Source organism: Cellvibrio polysaccharolyticus (genome assembly GCF_015182315.1).
Classification (GTDB): domain Bacteria; phylum Pseudomonadota; class Gammaproteobacteria; order Pseudomonadales; family Cellvibrionaceae; genus Cellvibrio; species Cellvibrio polysaccharolyticus.
Genome location: NZ_PRDL01000001.1, coordinates 1,504,041 through 1,515,448 on the forward strand (window position 1 = coordinate 1,504,041; position 11,408 = coordinate 1,515,448).

Below are 11,408 nucleotides of genomic sequence, written 5' to 3' on the forward strand. Positions count from 1 at the left end.
AAGTTAAATAATGCCGGCGCGCAGTATGTCGTTTATTTTGACCACTCCGATCAGCCGCTTTTGTTCGTTTACTACCAGCAGCACGTTAATTTTCTTCTGCTCCATCACCGCCAGCGCTTCAGCCGCCAGCGCGTTGGCGGCCACGGTGATCGGTTGCCGGTTCATGACATCGCCCACTACCGCGGTGTGGATATCGATACCGCGATCAATGCTGCGGCGCAGGTCGCCGTCGGTATAAACCCCCAGCAAGTCTGTGCTGTCATCGGCAACCGTTGTCATGCCAAAACCTTTTTCACTCATCACCATGAGGGTTTGCAGGAGCGGTGTGGTGGGTGAAACCCGGGGGATGGCGGTTTCGTCATGCATGATGTCGGCAACCCGTAACAGCAGTTTTCGACCCAGGGTGCCGCCCGGGTGGGAAAAGGCAAAATCTTCCGCGGTAAAACCCCGCGCTTCCAGCAAGGCAATAGCCAGTGCATCGCCCATCACCAGCGTTACGGTAGTGCTGGCGGTAGGTGCCAGCGCCAGGGGGCAAGCTTCACGTTCAACGCTGATATCCAGGCAGGCCTCGGCAAATTCACCTAGCGGTGAGCGAGGTTTGGCGGTGAGGGCGATAACCGGAATATTAAGGCGCTTTAATAAAGGTAGCAGAGTAACCAGTTCGTTGGAGTTACCGGAGTAGGAGATGGCGATGACCACGTCGGTTGATGTGATCATTCCCAAGTCGCCGTGGCTGGCTTCGCCGGGGTGTACAAAAAACGCCGGTGAACCGGTGCTGGCCAGGGTAGCTGCTATCTTTTTACCAATATGGCCCGATTTGCCCACGCCCATCACAATGGCGCGGCCCTTACAGTTCATCAGCATGGTGCAGGCTTTGACAAAGTGACTGTCAAAACGCGTGGCCAGTGTGGCCACAGCGGCGCTTTCGATGTTGAGGGTGCGGTGTGCCGAGCTGATGAAGTCAAATGAGGGCATGCGGAAGATCCGTAAAATGTCCGGCAAATCCAGCATTATAGCCCTATCCGGGAAGATCGCCCAAGGGGCTCACTGATTTGCCTGGCAACATCTGCTGCAAACTAATCCTGAAAGTTGCATTGAATTTAACGTTTGGCGCGTTACCGGAATGTTACAATTTGGCGCCCTATGGCTCTGTTTTGGCTCAGGTGCCTTGTTCCGAACGTGGTTGTTTCAAGCCCGGATTCTCTGGCCTTTGGCTCTGCCGGTCGGCGCGGTCATTTCAGGGCCGGGCACTTTATCGGGTGCGGTGTGTCCTAGTACACGCTGTGCAGTGCGTAATTTCACGGCATTGAAAGCCTTCGGCTTTGGGTGCGATTTATTGATAGCGATGGAAGAGGTACACGAATGAATATGGCAATGAAGCGTTTGTTGGGTGTAGTTGGCGGTTTGGCGCTGGTTTTTTCAGTAAGCGGTGCGTCCGCAGCGCCCAAAGATCCTCGTGTGCTGGTAGAGGAAGTAACCACCGAATTGTTCACCGTGGTAAAAGCCCATCCGGCAGACTCTGAAGCTTATTACACCGGTGTAGATAAGGTGCTGGATAAGGTGGTCGATTTTCGTTACATCGCCGCCGTCGTTATGGGGCGTGATGCCTGGGGCAAAGCAACCGCTGAGCAGAAAACCCGCTTTGCGGAAGTCTTCAAAAATGGCCTGGTTCGCTCTTATGCCAAGGGTATTGCCGGTTACGCAAACAGTGCCATTAAAGTAGTGGGTGTTGATCAGAATGCACAAAATGCCAAGCGGGCTGTGGTTCGGCAGGAAGTTGCCCATGAGGGTGCGGTACATCAGTTGTCCTACACCTTGCGTCAAGTGGGTGAAGATTGGCGTCTGATCAACGTGGTATTGAATGGGGTAAATCTCGGCCAGTCGTTCAGCAGCCAATTTACAGCGGCCTTGCGTAAGGAAGGCGGCGATATTGATAAAGTCATCAACAACTGGTTGTCCGAGGTCTGATCGCCAGCTTTTCTTTGCTTGATGCCCGTCTTTCCGGAATTCAGGGGTGCGCCGCAAGGCGCATTCCGGTAAGATTCCCGGCCAGTTTATTTCGTCATTTTCTGCTTTTTCCGAGAGCCATTTATGCAGTCCGAACAGATTCAGGCGCTGATCCAGCGCGCCATTCCCGATAGCCAGGTAGAAGTTGGCGTTCAGGGCAATCATATTAATCTTGTTGTTATCAGCTCCGCGTTTGCCGGTCTGTCTATTGTGAAAAAACAACAGCTGGTTTACGGCGCTCTGGCTGAGCAGTTTGCTGATGGCAGCATTCATGCGGTTGACTACATGAAGACCTTTACTCCGGAAGAGTGGCGGCAACAGCAGCAGTAACCCCGAGCTTCTCCCATTACCCGTATTGGTGGTTTTCGGCCTTAAGCCGCACTGCCGCAATCTCTTGTTATCGGACACTTGATGGACAAATTTATTATTACCGGTGGCGGCCCTTTGCAGGGAGAGCTGCGCATCTCCGGCTCAAAAAATGCCGCTTTGCCAATTCTCGCCGCCACCTTATTGGCCGATGGTATTGTTAGTCTGGGCAATGTTCCCCGTTTGAATGATATCTCGACCATGGTCGCCTTGCTCAAAACGCTGGGGCTGGCCATTGAAGTGGGTGATGAGGGCAAGGTAAGCGTTGATGCCTCTCATGTAACCTCTACCACGGCGCCTTATGATCTGGTGAAAACCATGCGCGCTTCGATTCTGGTGCTGGGACCATTGCTGGCTCGTTTTGGCGAAGCCAATGTTTCCTTTCCCGGTGGTTGTGCTATCGGCAGCCGCCCGGTTGATATTCACCTGCGTGGCCTTGAAGCCATGGGTGCGCACATCGAAATTGATGGCGGTTACATCCGCGCCAAAACCAATGGTCGCCTGAAAGGCGCACATATTTTGATGGATATCGTCACTGTGGGTGGCACCGAGAATTTGCTGATGGCGGCGGTGCTGGCAGAAGGGCGAACCATTCTGGAAAACGCTGCCCGTGAACCGGAAATTGTCGATTTGGCGCATATGCTGGTTGCGATGGGTGCGAAAATCGAAGGTATTGGCACCGCAACCTTGACCGTTGACGGCGTAACCTCGTTACGCGGTTGCGAATATGAAGTGATGCCTGACCGTATTGAAACCGGTACTTACCTGGTGGCCGCAGCAGCTACCCGTGGCAAAGTGCGTTTAACTGCCACCCGCGCTGATATTCTTGAAGCCGTGCTAATCAAGCTTGAAGAGGCTGGTGCTCATCTTGAAGTGGGTGACAACTGGATTGAGCTGGATATGCAGGGGCGTCGTCCGAAAGCGGTCAACATCCGTACCGCGCCTTACCCGGCTTTCCCTACCGACATGCAGTCCCAATTTATGGCGATGAACGCCGTTGCTGAGGGCACTGGTACGGTAACCGAAACCATTTTTGAAAACCGTCTGGTGCAAGTCAGTGAGCTGAACCGGATGGATGCGCACATTTTGCTGGAAGGTAATACCGCTATTGTAAAAGGTGTGGAGCGTTTGAAAGCCGCACCGGTAATGGCCTCCGATTTGCGTGCGTCGGCCAGTCTGGTTATTGCCGCGCTGGTGGCCGATGGCTCTACGCTGATTGACCGCATTTATCATATCGATCGCGGTTACGAGAGTATTGAGGCAAAATTCCATACGCTGGGCGCGGATATTCGTCGGGTTCGGCAATAATTTCGATGCAATGGATCAGACCATGAGTCAAGAGTTGACGATCGCGCTCACCAAAGGGCGCATTCTTGAAGAAACCCTGCCTTTACTGGCGGTAGCGGGTATTGAACCGCTGGAAGACATGAACAAAAGCCGCAAGCTGATTTTTGAAACCAATCAGCCGGATGTGCGTTTGCTGTTATTGCGCGGTGCCGATGTGACTACTTACGTACAATTTGGTGCGGCTGATATGGGGGTGTCCGGCAAGGACATGCTCATGGAGAACGGCGCCGAAGGTTTGTATGAACCGCTGGATTTGAAAATTGCCCGCTGCAAGTTAATGACCGCTGCTATCTGCAATCAACCGCCGGTACAGGGGCGTCTGCGCGTAGCCACCAAATATGTGAATATTGCTCGCCAATATTACGCATCTCGCGGGCAGCAGGCCGACATTATCAAACTCTATGGCGCAATGGAGTTGGCTCCAATCATGGCGCTGGCCGATGAAATTGTTGATATCGTCGATACCGGCAATACCTTGCGTGCCAACGGTCTTGAGCCGCGCGAGTTTATCGCCGATATCAGTTCCCGGCTTATCGTGAACAAAGCCTCCATGAAAATGAAGCACGTACCTATTCAGCGCATCATTGATGCCATTGAATCGGCAGTGAACTGAATCAATCATCCGCATAAGAAGTTTAAATGAGCTTTTTTCCGGGGTCGGCTTCATGATTGGATGAGTCAACCCTGGTTTGTCAGAGGAAATTATGTCGGTAATTACCCGTTTGGATGCAACGCAAAGCGACTTCGATGAGCGACTCGATGCTTTGCTGGCTTGGGAATCGGTCAGTGATGCCAATGTTGCGGGCGTCGTGAGTGATATTCTTCGCGAAGTAAAAGCGCGGGGCGACGATGCATTGGTGGAGTACACCAACCGTTTTGACCGCCGCCAGGTTGCTTCGGTGGATGAGCTGGTTATCAAACCCGAGCAATTGCACGCGGCTTTGCACAGTATTTCTGGCGAACAGCGCGATGCTTTGCAGGTGGCTGCCGAGCGAATTCGTCAATATCACCAGCATCAGCGACAGGAATCCTGGCAGTACACCGAGGCGGATGGCACCGTGTTGGGGCAGCAAATTACCGCCATGGAACGGGTAGGTTTGTATGTTCCGGGTGGCAAAGCTTCTTATCCTTCTTCGGTGTTGATGAATGCCATTCCTGCCAAAGTGGCCGGGGTTGAGCAGTTAACCATGGTAGTGCCGGCGCCGGATGGCGAGCTTAGCCCGATGGTATTGGCCGCTGCAGCCATTGCCGGTGTAGATCGCGTCATTACCATTGGTGGCGCCCAGGCGGTTGCCGCGCTGGCTTACGGCACTAACACTATTACTCGCGTCGACAAGATTGTCGGGCCGGGTAATATTTATGTGGCCACTGCCAAGCGCGCGGTGTTTGGTCAGGTTGCAATTGACATGATTGCCGGGCCGTCAGAAATTCTGGTGGTGTGTGATGGCAAGACTGATCCGGACTGGATCGCGATGGATTTGTTCAGTCAGGCGGAGCATGACGAGCAGGCGCAGGCCATTCTGGTCAGCCCTGATGAAGAATTTCTAAATAAGGTAGAGGCTGCTATCGAGCGACTGCTGCCTGGTTTGGAAAGAACTGCCATCGCTGCGACCTCGTTGAAAAACCGCGGTGCGCTGATCAAGGTTGCCAATATTGAGCAAGCGCTTGAGGTCAGTAACCGTATTGCGCCCGAGCATCTGGAGTTGTCGGTCGAAGACCCGCAAGCCTTGTTGCCAGCTGTTCGTCACGCCGGTGCTATCTTTATGGGGCGTTACACGCCCGAAGCGCTGGGTGATTATTGTGCAGGCCCCAATCACGTGTTGCCGACATCCGGCACCGCACGATTTTCTTCGCCGCTGGGTGTTTATGATTTTCAGAAGCGCAGTTCTATTATTCAGTGTTCGGCGCAAGGCGCATCTACGCTGGGTAAGGTTGCATCTGTGCTGGCACGCAGCGAAAGCCTTGAGGCTCACGCGCGCTCTGCGGAATATCGCATTATCGATTAGGAAAATTGATCCGCAAAATATAAAAAAGCCGCATTCAGTGCGGCTTTTTTTATGGTGAGGGCCCGGCGTGAATCAGGTTCTGGTTTTGCCGGATTCCCGCGTGCCAACAATCACATCGACTTCCAGCATTGTGTTGTAGCGAATCAGTTGTACTTTCAACGTATCGCCTGGTGGTGTATCGGCAATCAGGTTCAGTGCCTGGCGGCCATCGCCCACCGGTTGTTGGTTAAGGTGAGTTATCAAATCGCCCGGGCGAATGCCGGCAAGGTGGGCCGGGCCGCGCGGTTCAATATGTTCAACCCGCAACGCCGTACCGGTATTCAGGTTGTTGCGGGCAACAAATTCACTTTTGAAATACACAATGCTGCCAGTAAAGCCGAGGCTGCCGCGCACCACTTTGCCGTATTGGATAATGGAGTTAAGCGATTTCATGGCCATGTCGATAGGCACGGCAAAGCCAATCCCGATGGATGCACCGGTTTCATCCAGCACGGCGGTGTTGATGCCAATCAGATTGCCGTAAGCGTCAATCAGTGCGCCGCCCGAGTTGCCCGGGTTAATCGCGGCGTCGGTTTGAATAAAGTTTTCATAAAAACTGGTGCCAAGATTGTAGCGGCCGGTGGCGCTGACAATACCCTGGCTCACACTTTGGCCTACGCCATACGGGTTGCCGATGGCCAGCACTACATCGCCTACGCGCGCCCGTGACGGGTCGCCAAATGCAATGGCCGAAACGGCCTCCAGTGATATTTTAAGAACCGCGAGATCGGTTTCGTCGTCAATGCCTACGACTTGCGCATCGGTTTCCCTGCCGTCATTCAGCAATACCTGAATCTCGTCGGCACCTTCAATAATATGGTTGTTGGTAAGAATGTGCCCCTGGTCGTCAACAATAACGCCTGACCCCAGTGTGGATTGCATGCGCACTTGTTGCGGCGTATTGGCGTTGTTAAATAAATGACGATACAGCGGGTTGTCGGCCAGCGACTGGTTGCGGCGCTGCACGATTTTGGAGGTATAAATATTAACCACCGACGGCGCCGCCTTGCTTACCGCCTCGGAGTAGGAGACGGGAGCGCCAGGAATTGTGCGTGGTGAGGTGTTGTCAGTTGTGTCGGGACGTAGCTGCGGAAAAAGCAATAAGGCCAGTGTTGCGATCAATAACCCCGCAACCACCGGCCAACCGATAAACTGCAGCAAACGTTGCAGCGACATGAATTTTCTCCGACCTGTTGCCAGGTATTAGCAGTCAACAAGACGGCGGTGATGATCGTAAGTGCCCGACATTTTTCGTTACAAATGCATCAGGATTTATACTTGGTATCATCCGGATCGTATTCAGCTACACCATCGGCGGCAGGCGCTTTGATCTGATCGATGTCCTTGTCGTCATGATGGTAATCATGCAGGCCGTATTCTTCGCTCAGCGTGCCGCTGGAGCCGGCAGTCTTGGGTGCCCAGTCTCTCGGTGCTTCAAACTGTTGTTCATTGATATAGGATTTTTCGCCACCCAGCAAGTTGCCGTTGGCTGAATCCAGAATTTGTTTGCTGATGGCCGGCGTGGCCAGTTTCAGTGCGCTATTTGCCAGATGTTCGTGTACATCGCGATAGCTTTGCGTGAGGTTGTTAACCAGTTGTGAAGTTTGTGCAAAATGTTCTGCCACATCGCGCTGATAACTTTGCAATGTGCCTTCGGCGTCGTGCAGGCGCTGCTCAAGCTCCTGGCTGTATACCTGCGCTCTGAAAAGATACAGCAAAAATGCACCGAGACCACCCCCGACAATCAGGCTGATCAGGCAAGCAACAATAAGTGTACTGAATGAAACCACAAAACTCTCCTTAAGTGCTCGTTAAGCCTTAACTAAACGGAAAAATTCGAGCGAACCCCGCCATCATACTATAGCTGGTTTATGATGCGTTACGTCGTCTGCAAGTCGACAATTTTGTTCGCATAGCCTGCTGATATTGACGGGCAAGCTTCGGTATTTATAGAGAGAAAGGTTTTCACCTTTCAGATGAGCGCCTATTATACGGGCTTTTTTCGGATAGTAATCGGTGTGATTGGTTATCCTGAATGACTCGCGGGAGTGGGTGCCGGTTATGTTGCCTCTGACAGAGAAAGAACACACCTTTTTAATAGCTGGCCCGGCGGGTCAGATTGAGGTCAAGTGGCTGCGCCCTGACCCGGCGGGTATTTTCGCCAACAAGGCGTGGAGTGCAATTGTTTGTCATCCCAACCCGACCCGGGGCGGTGATATGAACAATAAAGTGGTAACCACTTTGCTGCGAACCTACCGTGATCTGGGTGTCCAGGTAGTCACATTCAATTTTCGCGGTGTTGGTAACAGCAGTGGCGAATTTGATCGTGGTGTTGGAGAGAAGGAAGATTTGCGCGCAGTGATTGCCTGGTGCCGCGCTCAATTGCAGCCTGCGGCTCTTTTGCTGGCCGGATTTTCGTTTGGGTCGTCTATTGCAGCTGCGGTGAGCCATACCTGTGACGATCTTATTCACCTGTTGCTGGTGGCGCCGCCAGTGGATCGCTATGTCTATGAAATAAATCATCGCTTCGCCGTGCCGGTGACTGTGGTTCAAGGGGGGCAGGATGAGCTGATCCCTGCGCAGCAGGTGCATGACTGGGCGGCAGGTTTGCAATCCCCGCTTCGGCTGGTGGCATACGAAAAGGCCGGGCATTTTTTTCATGGTTTTCTGACCGCTTTGAAGCGCGATGTCAGTGACGTGCTGGCCGAAACGCTGGCCTAACAAACAGTTTTCCAACGGGTGGTTTTAGTGAATTCCGGTGAAGTGACATCCCTGTCTCCGTTTGAGAGATATCAACAGGCCTTGCAGAGCCCTGATTTTCGCCATGATCCGGCGCAGGCCGAGGCAGTTGCCCATTTGCAACGGCTCTACGAAGAGCTGGTGGCTGCTTCAGCTGCTCGTGAGCCTTCGTTGCTTGGGCGTCTTTTGCGGCGCCAGATGGCCGTGCCGAATATTAAAGGTTTGTATTTTTGGGGTGGAGTAGGGCGCGGCAAAACCTGGTTGATGGACTGCTTCTACGAAAGTTTGCCGTTTCCGGAAAAAATGCGGGCGCACTTTCATCGCTTTATGCGGCGTATTCATGCTGAATTAAAACAGTTGGCGGGTCAGAAAAATCCTTTGGAGCTGGTGGCCGACACCATCGCCAAAGAGGCGCGGGTTATCTGTTTTGACGAATTTTTTGTCTCTGATATCACGGATGCGATGATTTTGGCAACGCTGCTGGACGCCTTGTTTCGCCGCGGAGTGGTATTGGTCACTACCTCCAATATTGTGCCGGATGGTCTTTACAAGGATGGCTTGCAGCGTGCACGATTCTTACCGGCCATTGAGTTGCTCAAACAGCAGACGGTTATTGTCAATGTGGATGGCGGTGTCGATTACCGGTTGCGCGCGCTGACTCAGGCGGCGCTTTATTATTCGCCTGCCGACGCTCAGGCAGAGGCCAGTTTGTCGCAGTGCTTCCATAATCTGGTGCCCAATGCCGCCAATATCCGCCATGACTGTGTGCTGGAGATTGAGGGCAGGCCCATACGGGCGAAGATGGAAGCTGATGGCGTTGTCTGGTTTGATTTTCCGGCGATTTGCGATGGCCCGCGATCGCAGAACGACTACATTGTGGTGTCCTGCGAATATCACAGCGTGCTGGTCAGTCATGTACCGGCAATGGGCCACAAGAATGAAGATATGGCGCGTCGCTTTATTAATATGGTTGACGAGTTTTATGACCGCCAGGTCAAGCTGATTCTGTCTGCTGACGTGCCTTTGGCAAATATTTACAGCGAAGGGCGGCTCTCTTTTGAGTTCCAGCGTACCGTCAGCCGCTTGCTGGAGATGCAAAGCCACGAGTATCTGGCCAGGCCGCACCGGCCCTGAACCTATATCTTTTTGGGTAGGTGGCTTGAAAGTTTTTTGGTGGTTGTGTAGTATTCGCGCTCTTTTTGGGTGGGTCACACCACATTAACAGGCAGGAATAACATGAAGACTTACGTTGCCAAACCGGAATCCGTCGTTCACGACTGGTTCGTTGTAGATGCGTCGGGTAAAACCCTCGGCCGTATCTCAGCAGAAATTGCTTCGCGCTTGCGTGGCAAACACAAGCCTGAATACACCCCGCACGTTGATACCGGCGATTATATCGTTGTAATCAATGCGGAAAAGGTGCGTGTCACTGGTAAAAAAACCACTGACAAAATTTACTATCACCACACCGGTTTTGTGGGCGGTATTAAATCTATCAGCTTTGAAAAGCTGATTCAGAAAGCACCTGAGCGTACCATCCAGATCGCCGTAAAAGGCATGTTGCCGAAAGGTCCTCTGGGTCGTGCGATGTTCAAGAAATTGAAAGTGTACGCAGGTAATGAGCATCCGCATGCTGCTCAGCAACCTCAAGTATTAGATATTTAAGGGGCTGAACATGTCTGCAACACAATTCTACGGCACAGGTCGCCGCAAGACCTCAACTGCTCGTGTGTTCATCACTGCAGGTACTGGCGTTATCACCGTAAATGATCGTCCTCTGGATGAGTATTTCGGTCGTCCGGTAGCGCGCATGGTTGTTCGCCAGGCGTTGGAAAACGTTGGTCTGGTTGACAAGTTCGACGTTAAAGTCACCGTAAGTGGTGGCGGCAGCTTCGGTCAGGCAGGCGCTATTCGTCACGGTCTGACCCGTGCACTGATGGATTACGACGAGTCTCTGCGTCCGTCTCTGCGTAAAGCCGGCTTTGTTACTCGCGACTCTCGTGAAGTTGAGCGTAAGAAAGTGGGTCTGCGTAAAGCACGTAAGAAGCCGCAGTTCTCCAAGCGTTAATGTCATTTTCCTTTCTGCTGTTGTGCAGGGAGGAATTTGCATGGAAACGCCCATGTTCTTCGAGAGCTTGGGCGTTTTTTTTTACCCGAAGTTTATAATCCATTATCTATTATGTGGATATTCTTGTAAGCGGCGCGTAATTTCTTTAAGATTGGCCGTTTTTCCAGTTAGTGCAAAACAATCAAAATCGTTGAAATTCAATGATTTACTAGCCGTCGGAAGCTGTTAGGGGAGAATCGTCATGAGTAATGACGTAGTAAATATTACACGCCGTCGGGTGCTGACTGCCGCTACCACTCTGGTAGGTGCAGTAGGTGCTGTTGGTGTGGCTGTTCCTTTTGTGGGTTCCTGGAACCCAAGCGCCAAAGCCAGAGCGGCAGGAGCTCCGGTAAAAGCCAATATCGGTAAGATTGAGCCAGGGCAGATGATCACTGTCGAATGGCGCGGAAAGCCGGTGTATATCGTTCGACGCACGCGTGAGGCTCTTGATGGCCTTGCAAAAACTGTTGATCTTGTTCGTGATCCGGAATCAACCACTCCCCAGCAACCCGATTATGCCAAAAACCAGTACCGTTCTATCAAGGACGAGTTTCTGATTCTGGTTGGTTTGTGTACCCACCTCGGTTGTGCGCCTATGTACCGTCCGGATGTGGGTGCTGTTGATCTCGGTGGCTCTGATTGGCAGGGCGGTTTCTTCTGTCCATGTCACGGTTCCAAATTCGATCTTGCCGGACGCGTATTCAAAGGCGTACCAGCTCCGATTAACCTTGAAGTGCCGAAACACATCTATGAAAGCGATAGTGTTGTAGTCATCGGCGAAGATCAGGGGGCGTAAA

13 protein-coding genes are annotated in these 11,408 nt (G+C 52.5%); 10 read left to right on the forward strand and 3 right to left on the reverse strand.

The annotated features are described in order from the left end of the window. Positions 1 to 3: 3 nt before the first annotated feature. Positions 4 to 975, reverse strand: a complete 972-nt coding sequence (locus C4F51_RS06440; RefSeq protein WP_193908235.1) for a KpsF/GutQ family sugar-phosphate isomerase — start codon at positions 973 to 975, stop codon at positions 4 to 6. A 387-nt stretch (positions 976 to 1,362) separates the two neighbouring features. Between C4F51_RS06440 and C4F51_RS06445 the strand changes: the two genes are divergently transcribed. The 5 genes from C4F51_RS06445 to hisD all read left to right on the forward strand — a co-directional run bounded on the left by C4F51_RS06445 (position 1,363) and on the right by hisD (position 5,726). Beyond that, positions 1,363 to 1,968 carry an MlaC/ttg2D family ABC transporter substrate-binding protein gene (locus tag C4F51_RS06445; RefSeq protein WP_193908237.1) on the forward strand — a complete coding sequence of 202 codons (606 nt, stop codon included), beginning with the start codon at positions 1,363 to 1,365 and terminating at the stop codon, positions 1,966 to 1,968. Between the two features lie 123 nt (positions 1,969 to 2,091). Continuing rightward, complete coding sequence (locus C4F51_RS06450) at positions 2,092 to 2,337, forward strand: BolA family protein (protein ID WP_193908239.1); 246 nt, start codon at positions 2,092 to 2,094, stop codon at positions 2,335 to 2,337. Positions 2,338 to 2,418: 81 nt separating this feature from the next. Continuing rightward, the gene (gene murA, locus C4F51_RS06455; protein WP_193908241.1) at positions 2,419 to 3,681 is read left to right on the forward strand and encodes a UDP-N-acetylglucosamine 1-carboxyvinyltransferase; all 1,263 of its coding nucleotides are present in this window, start codon (positions 2,419 to 2,421) and stop codon (positions 3,679 to 3,681) included. A gap of 22 nt (positions 3,682 to 3,703) precedes the next feature. After that, on the forward strand, positions 3,704 to 4,333 hold the full coding sequence (hisG, locus tag C4F51_RS06460; RefSeq protein WP_193908244.1) for an ATP phosphoribosyltransferase: 630 nt from the start codon (positions 3,704 to 3,706) through the stop codon (positions 4,331 to 4,333). Positions 4,334 to 4,424: 91 nt separating this feature from the next. After that, a complete protein-coding gene (gene hisD, locus C4F51_RS06465; protein WP_193908246.1) occupies positions 4,425 to 5,726 on the forward strand; it encodes a histidinol dehydrogenase in 1,302 nt (433 codons plus the stop codon). Between the two features lie 72 nt (positions 5,727 to 5,798). On the opposite strand, the gene C4F51_RS06470 is transcribed toward hisD, so the two are convergent. Both C4F51_RS06470 and C4F51_RS06475 read right to left on the reverse strand, forming a co-directional pair. Beyond that, a complete protein-coding gene (locus C4F51_RS06470) occupies positions 5,799 to 6,941 on the reverse strand; it encodes a trypsin-like peptidase domain-containing protein (protein WP_193908247.1) in 1,143 nt (380 codons plus the stop codon). Positions 6,942 to 7,030: 89 nt separating this feature from the next. Then, positions 7,031 to 7,555, reverse strand: a complete 525-nt coding sequence (locus C4F51_RS06475) for a YhcB family protein (protein ID WP_193908249.1) — start codon at positions 7,553 to 7,555, stop codon at positions 7,031 to 7,033. Between the two features lie 271 nt (positions 7,556 to 7,826). Between C4F51_RS06475 and C4F51_RS06480 the strand changes: the two genes are divergently transcribed. The 5 genes from C4F51_RS06480 (at position 7,827) to petA (ending at position 11,407) form a co-directional block, all read left to right on the forward strand. Next, positions 7,827 to 8,486 carry an alpha/beta hydrolase gene (locus tag C4F51_RS06480; protein ID WP_193908251.1) on the forward strand — a complete coding sequence of 220 codons (660 nt, stop codon included), beginning with the start codon at positions 7,827 to 7,829 and terminating at the stop codon, positions 8,484 to 8,486. A gap of 42 nt (positions 8,487 to 8,528) precedes the next feature. After that, on the forward strand, positions 8,529 to 9,638 hold the full coding sequence (zapE, locus tag C4F51_RS06485) for a cell division protein ZapE (RefSeq protein ID WP_193912408.1): 1,110 nt from the start codon (positions 8,529 to 8,531) through the stop codon (positions 9,636 to 9,638). Between the two features lie 102 nt (positions 9,639 to 9,740). Next, positions 9,741 to 10,169 (forward strand): 50S ribosomal protein L13, encoded by a 429-nt coding sequence (rplM, locus tag C4F51_RS06490; protein ID WP_193908253.1) that lies wholly within the window; start codon positions 9,741 to 9,743, stop codon positions 10,167 to 10,169. Between the two features lie 10 nt (positions 10,170 to 10,179). Then, complete coding sequence (rpsI, locus tag C4F51_RS06495; RefSeq protein WP_193908255.1) at positions 10,180 to 10,572, forward strand: 30S ribosomal protein S9; 393 nt, start codon at positions 10,180 to 10,182, stop codon at positions 10,570 to 10,572. A 241-nt stretch (positions 10,573 to 10,813) separates the two neighbouring features. Further along, a complete protein-coding gene (petA, locus tag C4F51_RS06500; RefSeq protein ID WP_193908257.1) occupies positions 10,814 to 11,407 on the forward strand; it encodes a ubiquinol-cytochrome c reductase iron-sulfur subunit in 594 nt (197 codons plus the stop codon). The last annotated feature ends 1 nt before the right edge of the window (position 11,408 follow it).